We start from the raw sequence: 19,937 nt of genomic DNA, 5'->3' as shown, positions 1-19,937 counted from the left end.
TCTCTATTTGATTTGATTATTTTAACAAATAAAAGCCTGAAATCTTTGCTAGGCAATCTTTTCAGGCTTTTATTTATGAAAATTTTTAATTCCTAAATTTGCTTTAGTATCTGCGGAATGTGGGTACTAATTGTTGAATTTGAAAATTTTGAATTAATATTTTAGCGATCGCAGAATCTAACCAATTTCCTCCTTTGTGTGTCAGATAAATAGCTTCTGCTAACTTTTCTTTGGCTATCGTCCTTGTGCAATATGAATCTGTACCTGCTGCGAAAGCTTCTCTAACAGAGTCTTCCATAGCTTGAGCATTAAAAATCACTATTTTAGTGCTTGGTGATACTTGTTTAATTTGTTTTACGACTTCAATACCACTATCATCTGGAAGATGCAGATTAACAAGAGCTATGTGTGGAGTATAAGTTTTTATTAGTTTGATCCCTTCTGATGCTGTTTCAGCTTCCCCACAAATCTCGATATCATGAGCAGCAGTAAGTAACACATTGATACCATATCTACTCAACTCATGGTCATCGATAATTACTGTTTTTATCATGTTGTTCACCTACTATGTTTGCGGTTTCTTCTGATTTGGCAGTATTAATGATGATATCTAGAAATGCTAACTTATCTATTAAGTTAGATAGATGACAAATATATTAATTTAATATTTTCTTAAGATTTATCCATAGAGCGAAATCTATGGGTGTGTTAAATAATCATCAAGAAGGGGAAATTTAAATAATTTCTATACCAAACAACAGTCTAAAGATAGATTTTTAGAAAATTTTCAGTGTTTAGACTGGATGGTATAACAATTTTTGTATCTTCCTTACGGCGTAGTCTAAAGATGGATTTGCATGAACAAAATACAAAATTATTTTTTATACCTTTTGATAGGGATAAAATTTAAAGGGTTAGGTATAATATGTTTATCACCGATGCTCTTTTTATTTTCTGTTCATGCTGTTTTTGCTGCTAAAAAGTTCGCACTTCTAGATATCACATCCAAAATATCTGCTGGTTCAAGCAGAGTAATTTGTGCCAAAACTTCCTGTTTAATATCCTCAACAGGACGATTTTTAAGATTTCTGGCATAATTCAATGTACTATTTTCGCAACATTCACGGTAGCTAGATAAGGATATATGACCATCCAAATACTGTTGCAACAATTCACTATCTCCACCACTGACTTGTGCCAGACGAAAGAAATTTTTAGAGTCAGCTTCAGGAACAACTTTCGCTTTTAACCATCTGTATACGGTTGTGGCATCAACACCTATTCTTTCAGCTAACTTTTTTTGAGTCCAGCCTTCTTGTAGTAACTGTTCAATTAACTGAGCTAATCGTTTTTGACGTTCTTGCATAGTAGAAAACCTGGTTCTACCAGTTATAAAATTTACTTTTTATCCCACTTTATATTTATCTGATTACGTTGGCGGATTCAAATAACTGATATCTAATCGCTGAATTTGGTTTACAGTAAGGATTTTGGATGAAATAACCTATAATTCTCGGTTATTGTTTTGGTGTATGACAAGAAACCTCAAAGAAGGTTGACACCTTATTAAATCCACGATTCTAACCGCTACATAAAGCTTTTAGATTTTTGTGATCCATTCACCAACGGTCTGCTTATCTAGGCACAAGAGTGTCCCAAGGCTCAAAGTGGATAAGACTTGCTTACTCATTTTATTCACTAATTTAAGACTAAATCTCTTTCCTTTACAAGAGTTTGAGAAAAATAATCTGAAGAAGTGCTGACAACAAGCCGATCAAACATTTTGGATCACATCAGAAATTAAATTATTAAGAAATAATAAGTAATCATGCAACTTAAACTGCATTATGCAACCATAATTATTGCAGGGTGCAGAAGTTACAAAATGTACTTTAGAAAGCATCCGTCAACAAACAAGGTGTCATCGCTATGACGTATATGACGGACTTCAATCAAACTTCTATTAGTGGAGGAGAGAACCAAATAAGGTCATCCTCTAATTCTACCGTCTTTGTGGATACACAAAATTTTACTTTTATCCAAGACCAAGATAGTGATCCAATCGGTCTGGAGACTAACTCTGAAAAAAATCAGGCTGATAGTCAAAACCTATCGAATATAGAACATCAGCCCAATGAAGCTGATAGCTTACCTGGTGGAAAACGCTCTGGTGTGGAGGAGGAATCAGCCATAGCCCTAGAATTAGGTACTTTGGAAAGCAGAATTGAAAAGGGTTTAAGAGCTTTTTGGGACATCGGACAATCTTTGGGTCAAATTCGAGATAAACAGCTTTATCGGCAAAGTTACAAAACCTTTGATGAATATTGCCTTAACCGTTGGGAGATGTCCCGACGATCTGCTTATCGCTTGATACAAGCTGCATTGGTTTATGAAAATGTGACCCGTGGATCACAAAGTTTTGTAAATGTGATCCATGGATCACAAAATCCTGAAACTATAACTTGTGGATCACAAAGTTTTGTAAATGTGACCCATGGATCACAAAATCAAATTCTGCCTACGAACGAACGCCAAATCAGACCTTTAGTAACACTACCACTAGAAAAACAACGCGAGGCTTGGGCTAAAGCAGTTTCTACAGCCCCTAATGGAAAAGTTACATCTGCTCACGTTGCCCAAGTAGCCAGAGAGTACCATCGTGAGAACTCAGCAAATAAATCTAGGCAAAAGCATTCTTTTGAACAACAACACCAATCAACTGATAATTCTAACCGTAGTTGCTGGAATTGCCGTCATTCTAGTCAAGAGTTGATAAAAGATGATCACCAAAGTTTTTATTGCGATCGCCTGGGTAAGTTAAGTTTTGTTGAAAAAGACGGCAACGAACGGGGTGCAGAATGTGAATACTGGACTTACCGCTTTGGAGAATCATCGGAAGTCAGAAATAATTTAGTCCCCTTACGAGAAACTTTCAACTTGACTTTACAACTGCCAGCATACTTGCAACCATTAATACAAGATGCTGCTAAAAAGTCAGATTTAGCAGTAATGGAATGGGTAGCAAAACTTGTGGAAGAGGCAATTTCCAAAAAGAATGCTCTTCAAAATAGAGATATTCACCAAAATTTTATAGACATTACAGTTTCAGAAGTTGCCTGATATTCAGGAATTTTAAGCCAAAAGAAACTATTTGGGGTAAATAGAACTGGCAATAAAAATAAAACTTTCTAATAAATTGCGTGGCGTAGCCGTAGCTTAATCAGGATTAATACAAAAAGATTGTTTGTTGAAACTGGGTAGTTAAGTTCAATACCTTCGCCAAAATCCTGAAACCCTATTGATATGGTCACGATTTTATTGGCCTTGGGATTTATATTTGGATATTTGGCCAATTTGGGAAGGTATTGTAAGTTGCAAGTCTTATAAATTTAGCAATTCATTAATACTAAATTTTAAAGATGTATGGGTTTTTCTTGTATACCCATATATCTGTCATATTCACAGGTAAGTTTTATCAGTATTGGCAGCGAAATGCAACTTCTGATCAGGTCAAGATTTGGTAATTTTGGGGAGGACAGTTTTGGTATCAATAGGAGAGAATAGTAAGAGGCATCCCAAACCTGAATTATCAGGCTGCCAACTAGGAATCGCTGGTCTACAAATACCGCAAACACCAAAAGCTACTAAACGATTTAGGAAAGCTAAAAACCTTCCTTTCACAGAACAACCACTATTTATAAACAATAACTACGAGATGACAGCTACAGGTGCGCCAATTATTAGTGCTACCCAAGCATACCTTAAACAACCTGATTGGAATAAATATAGTGATGGCAAGCTTTACTTCTCAAAAGAATTTGGTAAAGGTCGTTATATCGAGTTTTACATACTTCACCAACAAGCACATCAACCACAATATATTTTAGACAGTGCAGAATATCAAATCCTGGAAAAGTATGGTGTAATGGCTGCTAGATTACACGCAATATTTGCTACTTATGCTGCACAACAAAAAGAACCTTGGAAAGAGCCTTTTATCCTGCGTGGTTCAGAACTAATTAAGACGCTACAAATATATAAAAGTAAAAAACTCAGTAAATCACAAAAACTCAAAGCTATAGCAGATTTAGCTATGGTTGTGGGTACTTTGGGAGCAGTTATTCAATGGTACGAAGGCGATTTAAATATTTGTATTAAAGAACGTTGCTTACTTTGGATGGTAAGTGTACAGGAATATAGTCAACCAAATTTATTTCAAGAACCAGAAGATTTATTAGAAGTTATTATTCGTGTACAGCCCGGATTGTGGACTTATAATTTTCTCAATGCTGAAGGAGAAAAATCAAAAACTGCCCTCTATCAATGTGGGTTTATGCCTAAGCAAGTCTTTGATTTAGATCCACATCAACATAAATTAGCCTTCAGCCTAGCTTTGTACATTATTCAAAATAGTCGCGCTCATAAAAATGGTACTTACACAATTCATAATTTATTGAGTAATATCTTACCAGCTTCTCAAATTGAGAAGGCAGTGAGTGATTATCGGTATGGTTGGCGATTAAAAGAAGATTTAGAAGAAGCTTTTCTGCTATTAAAAGATAAGGTTAATATGACGATTGAATTTGATGATATAACCTACCCAATGTGGTTAAGACCTTTGTGGGCAATACCAGATGAAATAGCTAATTTATCTGCTAAGGAGAGAAATCAGCAGCTACTAGGAAATAAAAAGTTACCAGATAATTATATTCAAAATATTTTATTACCTGCTAAGTTAAGTTTTAAGTTACCTTCTTCACAGATAAATAATAATAAATCAGTAAACAATCAAAAAAATACAAAATCTAATAAAGCTGGTGTAAAAATACAAAATTCGGTTGATGTTGTCATAAATAATTCTAGCGTAGCTAAAACTTCGGGAGTAAGTAATGGTAAAGTAACAGTTAGGGATATACCTGTTATCAAGGAAATAAATGGCAGCTTGGTTAAACAAATGAGAACAGCTAAAAAAATAAGTCAAAGAGACTTTGCTAATGCTGTAGGTATGAGTCAAAGCTGGGTCAGGGATATTGAGACTAAGGGTAAGGATGCACCTATTCCTGAAAAGTATACTGCTATAATTAAAGAGGTTTTAAATTTTAGATAAGCTGTTGAGAATCATGAGGTAATAGCAATGGCTTATAGCGATTTTAGCTTAACTAACTTTAGGAATAATTTTCATATTACAATTAAGGAAGAAATTGATTTATTTGCTGCTGTAGAACCTATAGAACTCAGTGAAAAGTTAACCAGCACTTTGGAAGAAACTACAGAACTCGCATTAGCAATAAATACGGAAAAAGCACGCTCAGAAATGATTATTACACCAATTTTATTAGAAGTAAGGCGTAAGGCTAATTATCAAATTAGTTTATTTTCTGGTACGGATTTTAATGTTGATATTGAGAGAGGTTTAAATGGTTATTGTGATTTTGTTATCAGTCGTTCTAGGGAACAGTTAACAATTAATGCTCCTGTACTAATTATTGTAGAAGCTAAAAATGAAAATATTAAAGGTGGTTTGGGTCAATGTGCAGCAGCAATGTTAGCAGCACAATTGTTTAATGAACAGGAAGGTAATGAAATTAAAACTATTTATGGGGCTGTGACAACAGGAGATATATGGAAATTCTTGAAGTTGGAAGGGACTGATATATTTATTGATTTGAATAATTATTATATTAAGGAGTTAAACAAGATTTTAGGTATTTTGTGTCAAGGGGTTGAGGGTTAAATTTAACTTCATCAATATTATCTGTTGATATTGGTTCTCCTGAAAGAATACCAATAACATTTAATAATGGATCTTCTATCGTTTCGACTATTACTGGAGTACATAAGCCTTAATCAACAAGATAAACTGCTAATTCATTTTCCTCATTATCATAAAACCTCACTTCAATTCCCGCAGCTTGAGAAATCCAATTTGCATTATTAAAATATTCTGGAACTGAAAAACCTTCTGCTTGATAGGTACGATACCAAACTTTTGTTGTATTATTCCATCCATAACCTTCAGCATTCAACAAATTCTTAATTGTGTAAGTACCATTGCTACCTTTACCAACCTGATTACTAATTTTAACAGTAATATACCGTGTATTTCCTACACCAATAAAAGGTTTATAATCTGACCAATTTAATACAGAAATTTCCGTTTTGCTGTTTAATTCTTCAAGGAAAAGTGATGAATTTTTACTTTCTGTAACAATAAATAAAGTTTCAACTGCACGAGTTAAAGCTACATAAAATAAACGTCTTTCTTCATTTACTACAGACTCAATGCTATCACCAAACACACGGGTAAACATTAAATCAGGATGTATCAAGGGATAACAACGAGGAATAGCATCAAGTATTATGACTACATCTTTTTGAAGACCTTTATATTTATGTGCAGTTGATATAGTTACTGATTTTCTTGATTCTTCAGGAAGGTATGAGCGCACTAATTCTAAAAAGCTATCAAGTGTACCATTTTTATATTTACTCTTTTGATTTTTATAATTCACATACCAAAGTAAACTATTTTTTCGACTGAGTAATACTACTTTTTTACCTTCTTTAATAGTCTTGTTAATTAGACGTAAAATAGCAGGTGTTATATTGTCCCCAGGATAATTTTCTTGCTCTGTGGGAGTTGGTTCAAAGCTGGACATATCAGCAATATTTACTATTCCTGACATGGTTTTATGAGCGCGAGCAGGAGTACCCAATCCTTGCATTAACTTATTACCAATACCAACAATAGAATAAGCTGAACGGTAATTTGTAGATATATTTAATTGCTGTGATGGTTGGAAAAATTGGTGAAAATTCTGATAAAATCGGAGGTCAGAACCAGCAAAACCATTTATTGCTTGCCAGTCATCACCAACGCAGAAAAAAAGTGCTTGAGGATTTTGCTTTCTGATAGCTTCTATTAGATTATAGAATAGTTCCGAAAAGTCTTGATATTCATCAATCATGATGTATCTGAGACTCTTTAAATCACCAGTTCCTGATTTACGGCGAAATATAGTTTGTCCTGATGCAAGTACCTGTACAGCTTTTTGCATTAGTCCATCAAAATCTTCTTCACCTCTATCCTCAAGACATCTTAAATAGGATTTATAAAATCTATATGCTAAATCCAAAAATTGTTTTTCAATCTTACTCACACATTCATGTTTATAAATAATTTTTCCTAACTCTTCTGAAGTTAAAGAAAGTTTACGGCATCGTTGAATAAATCTTTTTACTACTGTCGTAAATCTATCTATTGATCTATCTTTTATCCTTAACCAAATTGTTTCTTCACTCAGTCGGTTACATTGAATACCTAAATTTTCTAACTTATCCTTGAGTAATTTACAAAAAACTTCTGCTCCTTGATCTTGAAGAGGTCTTGGTGATAATGCTATTAACTGCCAGTTGGGACGATTTGCCCAATATTCTCGCTTTTCATGGGACATATCATCATAATCTGGATCTCCTTCTAGTCCAAAATATTCAATAACTATTCCCTGTTTTTCTCCAGTTAATATTGTAAAATCAGGACGGTAATTTATGCCATTCCACCAAAAGTTACGCTCATATTTGTATGGAATATTATGTTCAAATAAAAAGTCAGCAATTAGTTTTTCACCAAAAGATTTATAGTAGTTACCATCAATTCCTTCTCTTGGCAATGAGCGACGATAACGAAGCATTTCTTCTGGAGTTTTATCATAGCCACCTGAAATTATCCGCTCCCAGTCTTCACGAAATGCTGCCATCATCAAGTCGCGTATTTTTGCATAAAATATTTTGTCGCGTAAGTAATCATTAATTACAATTTGTAGAGCGCGGCTTTGCTTCTGTTCTCCATCTGGTTCATCAAAAAGAATATTTTCGGGATGAACTAAGGCATAAGCTAAGGCATGGAAAGTCATTGTATGGGGAACAGAATTTTGTAATTGTAAAGTTAGACGTTCTCGCATTTCGGTGGCTGCTTTGCGATTGAAGGCTAAAAGTAACATTTGCCCTGGTGCAATACCACAATGTTTCTGTAAAAATATCGCTCGGTTGACTAAGGTTGATGTTTTACCACTACCAGCCCTAGCTATTACTTGTACATGATTTTCAATAGTGCCAATTGCTGCTGCTTGTTCAAGGTCATGAGAAAAGTTTAAATTTGTTTTTACCCAATTTTGTATGTATTTTGATTTTTCAGATTTATATTCTTGAAATGATATGTATTCGGTACAATGAAGTTGATAAAAGTTGTCGGCATTAAGAAAGTTATTTTCAAATTCGTCTTTTATGTTTTGTAATAAAGATAGTTTTTTGGCATTCCTTCTTTCAGATTCTAATCTTTGAGCCTCGCGCCTTTCAATTTCTCGTTTTTCTGCTTCCAGTTTTTGAGCCTCGCGCCTTTCAATTTCTCGTTTTTCTGCTTGATTTTTTTCAGTTTTAACAGATTCTATAATTTCTTCAAAAGCAAGACGTTTATTTATATCATCAAAAATCAAAAAAATAGAAGGATATATTTCGCCAAATTCTTTTAATAATATTTCTTTTTCGTATCTAAAAAATCTATTTCCTCTGTTTATTGATAAGTAATATCCTGATATTTCATCAGTATCCGTATTTACAGAATTAACCTTTGCTCTCCCTAGAACAAAATGTCGAATTTCTCTCCCTAGAAGACTTATTAAGCAATTATTCTTGTCTCTATCATTAAGTTTAAAAAGAACCTGAATACTGTTAATCTCCACACTATTAGTAGTATCCATAAACACACCTCTATCATAATCAGCAATTGTGACTAAATTGCTACCATGATTATTTTAGGTCTTTAAATCTTCAATTTTTACTATTGGTTCATAATTTGTGTCACTAATACGGGCAATTCAATTACTTGCATAACCGCTCTGCGATCGCCACCCCCCCCATTAGCGATAAACATCCAGCTTACTGACAATAACAAAGCTCTAAGCCCTTGATATTGCGTTCAAAAATAAAAACTACTCACCATTATTGAGAATAAACAAGGGGTAATTTTCGACTACTCAATAACTCCCCCTCAAGGAATTATCACCAACACCACAGTGAGGAGCGATCGCTAAATCCCCCACTCGTGATAAACATTCAGCTTATTGACAATAACAAAGTTTAAAACTATTGATATTAGGTTCAAAAATAAAAACTACTCACTCTTATTGACAATAAAAAAGGGGCAATTTTCGACTACTCAATATCTCCCCCTCAAGGAACTATCACCAACACCACAGTGAGGAGCGATCGCTAAATCCCCCACTTGTGATAAACATCCAGCTTATTGATAATAATAGAACTCAAAATTATTGATATTACGTTAAAAAATAAAAACCACTTACCCTTATTGAGAATAAAAAAGGGCAATTTTCGACTACTCATTATCTCCCCCACTTGTGATAATTAACTCCCCCCCTTGTGATAATTGATTTTCATGAAACCCTTACCCAATAAAGCTTTAACCCCCTAACCACCAAAATCACCTAAAAATTGCACATTATATAGATATGGCCGAAAAAAAACTACTCAAAACGGGGTTGTATGCTAGTCAGAACATCTATTCCAGCCCTGCGGGGACTACTCACCTAGTTTTGAGTGCGCTGCCATGAAACGTCAATACACCACCAAACGCAATCCTTGTCCTGTCTGTAGCAACCATCACGGTTGCGCTATTCGCCCAGATAATCTAATTGAGTGCCTACGGAGTTTCAGCCAACATGATGCCCCGGCTGGTTATCGCTTTATCAAGCCCCTGCGTAACGATATGGGCGGTTTATTTGTTCCAGATGACCAAAATGCCCAAAACCAGGATAAGCCTCTGTATTCGCCTCAAAAACGGGCTGACAGTAGACAAACAAACAAGGGGTTGAGTATTGAGGAACGCGATCGCCAAAACCGATTACTTTTAAACTCCACAGTGAGTAGTTTGGGTACTCAACATTTCTCCCATCTCCAAGAACAACGACAGTTGACTACTCAAGAAATTAACTGGCTCAAAGACTTAGGCTGGGTGAGAAGCTGGGAACCTGGAGCTTATTCCCCTGCGGGTGTAACGTCGGCTCTTACGGGTATTTCACCTGAAGGTAAACTATTGGGGAGAGAAGGAATTGCGATCGCAGCCCTTGACCCCAATTTTCAAATCACCGGCTTTCAAATTGCCACCTTGCGAACTCAACCCAAATACATTTGGTTGAGTAGTGCCTACCAGGGGGGGAAGCGGACCCCAATTACCAAATGGTGAACTACCTCTGTTTTGCTGGAAACATCCAAACGCCAAAAAGGTGAAAGTAGTAATTCTCTGCGAAGGCGCACTCAAATCTCTACTCACCGCCGTGTCTTTGTGGCGTTCTGGGCAAACTGATATTGTAGTGATTGGTACAGCATCTGCCGCACGCTATGGTCAACAAACCCTCAAAGATTACCTCAAGCGGTTACGTCCCCAAGAAATTCGGCTGATGCCTGATGCTGGTGCAATACTCAATCCCCACATTGCCAAAGCCAACGAAGATACTCTGCAACAGTGTCGTAAATTGAGATATTCTCTATCTGTGGGTGACTGGGGACAACTCGAAACCAAAGAGCAATTAGACATTGACGAATTACTGGCCGTAGGTCGGCAAGATGAGATTAAACTAATTAGCACTGCTGCTTACCTGAATCGCCATCATATCCATCAGCAAATCAGAAAACTACTCAAACAAGGTTCATTCCAGTTGGGGCAGGATAAGCTAATTAGGCTAAAACCCGCTACCAACTCTACAGACAACATAGGTTTAATTCACCAATATGCAAAAGGCGTTGAATACTGCCGTAAAGGTGGATATCAGGTGGTGGTGAGTTGGCATAATGAAACGATGCTTTCTCTTGAAAACGCTCCGCAAACGGTCAGCGCAACCATAACACCAGAAGAGTTTTTTGCTGGATGTTCAGAACAAGTACAAAAATCCCTTGCTCAAATAGACCGAGAATGGGGAATGCTCTACAACCTCAAGCTCTGGTTTGGACGAATGATGGAGCGTTATCGTCCCAAAAAAGGTTTTGGTCAACAAAATTCAGGAGTATCGGATAAGTACGAACCACAGAGGCACAGAGAACACGGAGAGAGAAAAGACAAGGTTGAGAGGTTTGACGCAGCTTCACAAGGTGATGGTGTTGTCAAGGGTGATTTTTCTGTCTCATCCTCTGAGTTAAATGCAGATCATGATGGTTTGGGTGGGAGAACCACAAATAGCGGAACAGAGTATAGGGAAGACGGAAAAACAGAACTTTCCACAGATGGGGAAGTTATCAAGAATCAACCAGACTTAATACCACAAGAGGAAAGACAGCTACTTTCCCATGAGGGAGTTATCAAAAATCAATCGAACCCAATATCACAACCTGATAATAAACAACTGCTTTCGGAAGATAGGCAAAATTTATCCTCACCTATTGCACCGTGCAAGGTGATTGAGTACAAACCTGGGAAGTTCCCCAAATACGGCACTTTACAACAACCACCGAAAATCATCTTCAAAAAAGGCCAGCGTTTGCAAGTGTACGCTGAAGCTATTGCAGCCGGTTGGAAGCACATTTTAGATAAAAGTCCCACTGGTACGTTTAAAAGCCATGATGCAGGAACAGCTTTACCAAAAGCATTGGGAGTAGAAAAGTTATGGTACTTTACCAGTCATGCTCGCAATGTCAGTACAGAAACAATTGAGCGCAATTATGAATATCTGGATGTACGTAATTCAGGTATGGTTTGGGATACTACCCCAAATGGCAAACCCTATTTAAGATGGCCTAAGCAGGGAGAAACACCAGATACAAAAGGTAATTGTCATCGCAGTCAAATTTTTAATGTTTTACGCAGCAAGAATTTAGACTCTATTGAAGGTGCAGAAAATCCTATTTGCGCTACTTGTCACTTACTAGAAGCTTGTCGTGGTGTTGCTGGAGCAGGTTTTGGACATCGTTTTTTGAGAAAAGAGACTTTCAAGAGCGATCGCATTCGTTGTCACCCTGATAGCGCACCCCAACCAGAAGATTTCGACTGGTCAACTAGCGGTATTTTCTGGGATGAAGTTATGCAAACAGTACAACCAGTTAATACTATCACTGCCAATTTACGGGACATTGATCGAGTAATGGCAGAGTTAATGACTAATTCTCCTGAAATCAGTCTGCAATTACAACCAATATGGGCAGTTTTAAGACAATGTATAACAGGAGATATTCAACAACCTTACTACGGTTGGAATGATGCTGATGTCCGAAAAATGTTGGGTAAACCACCTGAAAATTTAGATGCAATTATCACAAAAGCGATAGAAGTTTTACAACCAGATTTATTACCAATCTTTAACTCCACCAGCAAGTATGGAATAGATTTAAGTGATTTACCAAAGAAGATGCGAAAACAGTTTGGTAATCCCATCTCTGAATTAGTGGAGAAAATTCAAGTAGAGATAATAGTTAACTGGTTTATACCGTTTTTACAAGTTTGGGGTAAACAGATTCCTGGTACAATTCGCATTGAATATGGAAAGCTAAATATTACAACTCGTAACTCACGTCATAGTGCGATTAGTCAATCAACAAAATGGAATGTTTACTTAGACGCTACCACCAAACCTGAGTACATAGCTTGGTGGTTTGATATTAACCCAGAGGAAATTTTAACTGTAGAGCAAGAAATAACTAAAACTAACAATTTACAAATTATCCAAATCACCGGATTAGGACAAGTTTCTAAAAATCGTTCTTCCTACTGTCAAGAAAGAGTCAGCGCACTGCGACAAGAATTATTGTCTCGTCATAGTGATATCAAATTTATTGACTTTGTGAAATGCTGTGAAAATGAAGATGGTGGTTGGTTTAGAGACAGTCGCGGTTCTAACGATTTCCAGGAAATTACAGCCTTAGCAACTTTTGGAATTCCCTATCAGAATATCGGTCATTTAGAAACATTATATCTAACTTTAAAATCCAGTCATGACAAAAGTGACTATCAGTTAGATGATTTGGAAATAAATAATAACAGTAGTAATAACTCGTTAGAACACTCAGAAATAAATCAAGAGTTACAAAATTTTATTGACTGGGTTACACAATCTGAAATTATCCAAGCTATCGGCAGATTAAGAGTAAATAATCGCCCAGAATCAGAACTTTATTTTTACTTCTGTGCTGATTACGATTTAAGCTTTTTAGAATATGAAGTCAAATGTATACAAGCAGCAGAAATTACGATTGAAGCTGGTTGTAAGGATGAGAAATCTTGGTGGAAAATTCAAACCGCAATTAAAGAACTTTGGTTGCAGAGACAAAAGATTACTCAACCAGTTGTAGCCGCAGTTTCTGGTATTAGTCAGGGTTATATTTCTAAGTTAGCAACTGAGTTTGGAGGAGGTTGGAAACAATGGTTAAAAATATTCCTTTCTCTATTAAATAGTAATAGTAGCAAAAGGAATAATTTGGATGATATAAGCGATGTTTTAAAAGAGGAATTGGAAATGACAGATATAGATTTTAATCTGCAAGATTTGGAGACGAAATCTCATCAGGAAATAGTTAAAAAAGTGTTTGCAATAGATAAACATTTAGATGATGTTGATTGGCAGTGTTTTTTAGATGAAATGCCAATTAAATCGCAGTCTAAGATTATCGCTGCTTTACTTTCAATCTTGCCTAAATGTTGGGTTCAGGAATTGATGAAAATTGATTATTCATTTTCTGGATAAGCTGTTAAGTAGGTAAATGTTATAATCATACAAATTAAATGCACAACAGCTTATCAACATGAGAAATTAGATGTTTTACTGGTAAATGGAACTATCAATTATTCTCACGTATAGGCGCAGAATGTGAAAACTTTTGTATCCTTAATTTTTGCCAGCTAGTCTATCTAGAAAAGATAAATTCACAGCTAAATTAATAATACCTTCATTGGTGTTAGTATCAGTATCCTTAATTTCAGCATTATTCAAGGCTACAATGTAAGGCTGATTATTAATCCAACCAATAATCGGACCACCAGAAGAACCTCCGGTTGTGTCGCAATCATGTAACAGTATATCTTTCTCTTCCCCTACAATACTACATCCTGCTTGAAAACCAGCAGTCCAACCAGCACCAGCACTTAAAAACTCATAACCTCTCTTACTGGAATTAGGATAATCACCAGAATAACCCACAAAAAAGAATTTTTTGGGATTATTAATCATCTTTGAAACTGGTAAATTTCTCCAACCTAAATAACCATATTTTCTACCAATTGGTTTATTTAATCTGACTACTGCCCAATCTTGAGTTTGATTCGTGAGTGTATCTGCTGTAAAGTCAGTACCGTAAATTACTCTTTCTGCAAAAGCAATATCTTGTCTATCAGCAACTTGACCGTTAATTACATTAGGTAAAAAAGCAATTTCTCTACTGACTTGATGAGTTTTAGGATCAATCACACAATGGGCATTTGTTAATACTAAATTTTCCGCGATTAAAGTACCTGTACAATGATAATTTTTTGCATCTGTGGTAGTTCCTTGAATTCTTCCGATAGCAGACCAAGGATATTCTCTACTTAGTAATGGTTCACGGTTATCATCACCAATAATACCCCGATCTCCAGCATAAGGTTTTTTAGACTGTTTAACATTACCAGGTTTAAAAGGATTACCAGCAGAAGATAAATTTAATTTACTTGCATTTTCCAATTTTACAAAAGTAGGGGTATTTGTTGGTTTAACTTTGGGTTTACTTTGTGCTTCCACAGATAAACCAGCAGCAGCTACAATTACAGCACTTGCTGTTAATAAAGCAAATAGTCTTTTAGTCATGGTAAACACTCCTCATTTAAAATTCTGTAATGTGTGGATTTTCTTAGTAATTGGTATTGTATGTTAGCGCAGTGTAACACATCATTAATAAGAAAACGAATCTTTGATTTTTCAATTGTCTTTTTCGATTATAAAATGCCAAGGAATAAATCCTGGTGCAGTTACAATTTTTGTAACACATAATAATGATTGAAAGTAGTAGGTTGGGTAGAACGCAGTGAAACCCAACGAAGACATAAAAATTTTACCAAGAATGTTGGATTTGCTGTTGCTTAACCTAAACTACAATTTTTGATTAATGTTAGCAAAAAATGTTGGGTTGCGCTGTCGCTTAACCCAACCTACGGTTATTAACTATTAATTATTTCTGCCATTCACCTTGAATAGTAAAAGCAGCCCAAAAACGTGGGTCTTGAGTTTTTTGTTGTTGCCATAATTTTAACTGGGCATTTCTTAAAGCCACAATGGGAGATTGACCTTTTTTCAATACTTGACCAGAAAATTCAGTCATTAATTCTGCCGTTGCTTCATCATTAACATTCCATAAAGATATTACCACTTTAGCCGCACCTGCATACATAAAACCTCTAGTTAAACCTATTAAACCTTCTCCTTTTACCTCTTCACCTAAACCACTTTCACAAGCACTTAATACTACTAATTCCGCAGGTAAATCTAAGTTGAAAATATCATCTAATCTTAAAAATCCTTTTTTCGGGTTTCCTTGTTGATCAAATAATGATAAAACTATGCCAGATAACTCTGGATTTTTCATGTCAATTAGTCCATGAGTGGCAAAAAGTACCATCTGATATTGATTTAATTTTTCTCTCATTACCCATTCATAATTAGCATCAAAATCAAAGGCTTTGATACTTTCGTTATTGGGTACAAATTTTAAAACTGCTTCTGCTTCTTTACGAGTTCCTGGTAGTCGAGATAATGTACCTCTATTAGCACTAGAACGCCTTAAAGCAGAACGTTCTAAATCTAAATCTGTGGATGAAGCAATTTCTGTTTTACCTGTGACACGGCTATCATTATTACTAAAAACTGGGTCAGCTAATACAGCTAATTTTTTCGGTGCAATTTTGCGGTTTTTGAGTTTTTCCCGGTGGGTAGATAAACTGGTAATAGATGGTAAATTAATGATTTCATGATTGACTAATAAGGGTTGATATTTAGTTTTTTCGGTGATGTCAGATAATACCGCAAAGGGGATTTGATGTAAGATACCATCAGCCACAATTACTAACCGTTTTTTGCCTAATTTATCAGCCACAGGTTTAAGAATTACCTGACTGAGTTCATTAGCTGCTTTTGCTGTTTTCGCTACATCTTTGGCAGTTTCCTGGGGTGATGCACCAGCAATAACGGGGGCTTTTAATTTGCTAATTAATGGTTGGGTAATTTTGTTAATATCTGTTTCTTTGGGTAGTTGATAGGTGGTAAAACTGTTATTAGTTACTAACCATAAATAACTGTTTTCTGCACCTAATGAATATTGTAATAGGACTGTATCGGGGTCTAATTGTTGTTGAATTTGGGGTAATGTTAGGGGTTGGGGATATTTTAAGTTTGCGTATTCTTTGTTAGTAGCACGGAGTTTATTTTTTAGTTCTTTTTGTTGTTGGATGATGTTTTGAATTTCTTGGTTAGTGGTTTGGATAATTTCGTTAGGTGGTTTTGGTTGACTCATCAGTTGTGAGAGGAGTTTTTCTTTACCATCTCTAAGGGACTGTAACCGGGTTTCTTCGGCTAGGAGTTGGGGGTTAATGTCTTTACGGATGTTGATGTTAGCTTCGGTGAGAAGTTCAACTAAACCCCTAGCGCGGGAACTTTCACTAATGTGTAGTGCTTGTGCGTCGTAGCCTTTGTTGGGGTTTTGTTTGTGTAGCTGCATTAACAGGTCTATGTAGAATTTGTAGTAGCCCTGTTTGGTGCCGAAGTAGGATGTACGTAGTTCTGTGCTGGCTATTTTGGTGCGTAGTTCTTCGATGATTTTGATGGTGGATTGAATGTTGGTAAGGGCTGCTTGGAGGTTGTTTTGGCTGCGTTGTACGTAGGCAATATTGTATAGATTAGTGGCTTCTCCATCTTTATTACCCACTGTACGTAATATAGGAAGTGCTTGGTTCAAGTATTCCAGTGCTTTTTGTTTTTCTCCCAGGTTGGAGTAGACATTGCCAATATTATTGAGAGTAGTGGCTTCTCCACTCTTATCCCTTATTGTACGTATGAGGAGAAGAGCTTGGTTATAGTTTTCCAGTGCTTTCTGCTTTTCTCCCTGAGAGTGGTAGACAGTGCCAATATTACCAAGAGTAGTGGCTTCTCTACGCTTATCCCTTATTGTACGTATGAGGAGAAGTGCTTGATTGTAGTATTCCAGTGCTTCCTGCTTTTCTTCACGCAAGAAGTAGACTAAGCCAATATTATTAAGAGTAGTGGCTTCTCCACCCCTATCCTCAACTGCACGTAATAGGGGAAGTGCTTGCTTATAGTATTCTAGTGCTTTCTGCTTTTCTCCCAGGTTTTCGTAGAGACTGCCAATATTATTGAGAGTAATAGCTTCTCCACGCTTATCCTCTAATTCACGTCTAAGAGAAAGTGCTTGATTGTAGTATTCTAGTGCTTTCTGCTTTTCTTCCAAGTCGGAATAGACTAAGCCAATATTATTGAGATTAATGGCTTCTCCACGCTTATCCTCTAATTCACGACTAAGAGGAAGTGCTTGATTGTAGTATTCCAGTGCTTTCTGCTTTTCTCCCAGGTTGGAGTAGACACTGCCAATATTATTAAGAGTAGTGGCTTCTCCACCCCTATCCTCAACTGCACGTAATAGGGGAAGTGCTTTATGATAGTATTCCAGTGCTTTCTGTGTTTCTCCTTGGAATTCGTAGACACGACCAATATTATTGTTAATAAAGGCTTGTCCACGCCTATCCTCGACTTCACGTGCAAAGGGAAGTGCTTTATGATAGTATTCCAGTGCTTTCTGTGTTTCTCCTTGGAATTCATAGACACGACCAATATTATTGCAAGTAATCGCTTCTCCACGCCTATCCTTCACTGCACGTGTGAGGGGAAGTGCTTGGTGATAGTATTCCAGTGCTTTCTGTGTTTCTCTTTGAAATTCGTGGATACGGCCAATATTATTGCGAGTGGCTGCTTCTCTACCCTTATCCCCAACTGCAATAAATAAGGAAAGTGCTTGGTTAAAGAATTTCAATGCTTTCTGCTTTTCTTCTAGTTCGTCATAGAATAAGCCAACGTAATTGAAAATAATAGCTTCTCCATGTTTATCCCCCACCGCACGGAATAGAGGAAGTGCTTGTTCCCATTTATTAATAGCTTGTAATAAAGATTCCTTTGTACCCTGCTTATAAAGCTGCTTCCCTTCTTGAAACAACCTTTCAGCCTTAGCACGTATATCTTCCTGTTGCGTTCCTTGCTGCTGTGCTATCTGTAACTTTGTACCTCTAGGCATTGCTCCCACTGAGTCCACCAGTAACACCGCAGTTAGCAACATTGTTAACCCACAACGGCTAAATATCGGTCGAAAAGCCTGGTAATTTCCCTGATATTTCATGATTTTGCCTCTATTACTCCTCACTACTTAGATTGTACGAGGGGTAATTTACGATCTAGGGTGCTGTTACGCTTTTTGTAACAATCTCAGTCAGGGTCAAGTGTAAGAAAATAGAGATATATAAGGTATGTAAACAACACTGTGATCAACCATGATTACATATTTGGTGTATTATAACGCTTAATTCTATTAATCTCCTAACTCTTGTTCCTTTTTAAGTAATTGATTACTTTGATTATACTCCATTAACGCTATCAGTTTAAACTTTTCTATTTCCGCCTCTGTTAATTGATTTGTAGTAACTTGAAACTGGGCATAATTTGTTTTTCTAACAACATTTAAAGCAACCTCTGTTTCAGAATACAAATGTTGTTTTCTTTTCAGGATTAAAATTTGCTCCTCTGTCGCTGTAATTTGTAGAGAAGCAGTAAATTCATCTGATTGATAAACTCTAATCTTTCCATTTTCACTATCTTCTATTAAACTTCCTTCGCTCATTAACCTTGCTATCATCAGAGGAATGACGTACAACATAATGTCTTCCTCATATATTTCTGCTTGATTTTCTTCCTGTTCATTCACCAAAACTATAATTGAATCATTATTAATTTGATTGAAATTGTCTTTCTCATTTTCTATTGTACTCACAGTTAAATCATCTGCTAATATAACTGGTAATTCAGGAATAACCCCTGGATTTTCTACCTGAATCTCCTCTGGCTCAAATGCTATTAAAATAGATTCTTCCACAGTCCTTCCAGAATTGAGACTAGCAATAATAGATGCCAGGGTTTTAATAGCATCGCTTTGTTCTTCAACGCTTACAGATTCTGTTACTGAAATTGATTCTAATTTATTGTAATCAACATATTCAAGAAGTTGGCTTAACATATAAGCAGTTTTAGCAGGAGAAATATCAGGTGATATTTTGCTGACGGGATGACGAAAATAGTTAAGATGCAGACAGAATAAGCCTCATAGCTCTCTCACCCTGTTGATAATACTTCCACTTATTAGGAGATAATCTCAATAGTGACCTAACTAATTCTCTACAATTATCTATGAAATTAACCCAAGATTGGGCATATAATCCAATATAAAAACTACTATGTCTTCTTTGAGTCCGCCCATATTCCTTCACTCGACCAATATATTTCTGGATACCTTTGCGTTTAATTTCTTGCCCTTGTATTGTGGCACTTGTATAAGCAATTGATATTAATAAAATTATCGATATTAACCGATTATTTGTAAGTTTTGTGTCTTCTAAATTATAACCTCCATTTTTAAAATCACGGAACATTTCTTCTATACAAAATCGCTTCTTATAGGCGGAAATTGCTAATTCCAAACTATCTAAATTAGTTAAAATAAACCACCCTTCTTTGGGGGCTACTCCTAAGATTTTACGTTTCCATTTACAGGCAACATTAAAACTTGTAAAACCATGTTTTTTCGTAACTTTAACTCCGGCTAAAAAGAAAGCAACTCCTGGTGACAAACCTAAATTA

General features: G+C 36.0%; 11 protein-coding genes and 1 pseudogene. 5 read left to right on the top strand and 7 right to left on the bottom strand.

Going from position 1 to position 19,937, the window contains the following annotated elements:
* Nucleotides 1-103 precede the first annotated feature (103 nt).
* Both FJR38_RS26160 and FJR38_RS26155 read right to left on the bottom strand, forming a co-directional pair.
* Nucleotides 104-553 carry a response regulator transcription factor gene (locus FJR38_RS26160; protein WP_254449587.1) on the bottom strand — a complete coding sequence of 150 codons (450 nt, stop codon included), beginning with the start codon at nt 551-553 and terminating at the stop codon, nt 104-106.
* A 405-nt stretch (nt 554-958) separates the two neighbouring features.
* A complete protein-coding gene (locus FJR38_RS26155; protein WP_371417612.1) occupies nt 959-1,393 on the bottom strand; it encodes a helix-turn-helix domain-containing protein in 435 nt (144 codons plus the stop codon).
* Between the two features lie 620 nt (nt 1,394-2,013).
* On the opposite strand from FJR38_RS26155, the gene FJR38_RS26150 reads away from it, so the two are divergent.
* From FJR38_RS26150 to FJR38_RS26140, 3 genes are all read left to right on the top strand, one after another.
* Complete coding sequence (locus FJR38_RS26150) at nt 2,014-3,120, top strand: hypothetical protein (protein ID WP_371418300.1); 1,107 nt, start codon at nt 2,014-2,016, stop codon at nt 3,118-3,120.
* A 421-nt stretch (nt 3,121-3,541) separates the two neighbouring features.
* Nucleotides 3,542-5,107 (top strand): helix-turn-helix domain-containing protein, encoded by a 1,566-nt coding sequence (locus FJR38_RS26145; protein WP_168540420.1) that lies wholly within the window; start codon nt 3,542-3,544, stop codon nt 5,105-5,107.
* 27 nt (nt 5,108-5,134) lie between these two features.
* Nucleotides 5,135-5,734, top strand: coding sequence for a hypothetical protein (locus FJR38_RS26140; RefSeq protein ID WP_168540418.1), 600 nt, complete (start codon nt 5,135-5,137; stop codon nt 5,732-5,734).
* 109 nt (nt 5,735-5,843) lie between these two features.
* Here FJR38_RS26140 and FJR38_RS26135 read toward each other — a convergent pair whose 3' ends face one another.
* Nucleotides 5,844-8,756 (bottom strand): UvrD-helicase domain-containing protein, encoded by a 2,913-nt coding sequence (locus tag FJR38_RS26135; RefSeq protein ID WP_254449586.1) that lies wholly within the window; start codon nt 8,754-8,756, stop codon nt 5,844-5,846.
* A gap of 866 nt (nt 8,757-9,622) precedes the next feature.
* On the opposite strand from FJR38_RS26135, the gene FJR38_RS28880 reads away from it, so the two are divergent.
* Nucleotides 9,623-10,258, top strand: a complete 636-nt coding sequence (locus FJR38_RS28880; RefSeq protein ID WP_254449585.1) for a hypothetical protein — start codon at nt 9,623-9,625, stop codon at nt 10,256-10,258.
* Nucleotides 10,215-13,742 carry a hypothetical protein gene (locus tag FJR38_RS26130; RefSeq protein WP_254449584.1) on the top strand — a complete coding sequence of 1,176 codons (3,528 nt, stop codon included), beginning with the start codon at nt 10,215-10,217 and terminating at the stop codon, nt 13,740-13,742. Before FJR38_RS28880 ends, FJR38_RS26130 begins: the two co-directional genes overlap by 44 nt.
* A gap of 141 nt (nt 13,743-13,883) precedes the next feature.
* On the opposite strand, the gene FJR38_RS26125 is transcribed toward FJR38_RS26130, so the two are convergent.
* The 4 genes and pseudogenes from FJR38_RS26125 to FJR38_RS26110 all read right to left on the bottom strand — a co-directional run.
* Nucleotides 13,884-14,837, bottom strand: a complete 954-nt coding sequence (locus tag FJR38_RS26125) for a serine protease (protein WP_168540416.1) — start codon at nt 14,835-14,837, stop codon at nt 13,884-13,886.
* A 361-nt stretch (nt 14,838-15,198) separates the two neighbouring features.
* A complete protein-coding gene (locus tag FJR38_RS26120) occupies nt 15,199-18,426 on the bottom strand; it encodes a tetratricopeptide repeat protein (protein ID WP_168540414.1) in 3,228 nt (1,075 codons plus the stop codon).
* Between the two features lie 189 nt (nt 18,427-18,615).
* Nucleotides 18,616-19,317: a hypothetical protein gene (locus FJR38_RS26115; RefSeq protein WP_254449583.1), complete on the bottom strand. Its 702-nt coding sequence runs from the start codon at nt 19,315-19,317 to the stop codon at nt 18,616-18,618.
* Nucleotides 19,318-19,378: 61 nt separating this feature from the next.
* Nucleotides 19,379-19,937, bottom strand: a pseudogene (locus FJR38_RS26110) (IS4 family transposase); the annotation flags it as partial.

Source organism: Anabaena sp. UHCC 0253, from assembly GCF_009712085.1.
Taxonomy (GTDB): domain Bacteria; phylum Cyanobacteriota; class Cyanobacteriia; order Cyanobacteriales; family Nostocaceae; genus Dolichospermum.
This window is presented reverse-complemented; position numbering and strand designations above follow the sequence as displayed.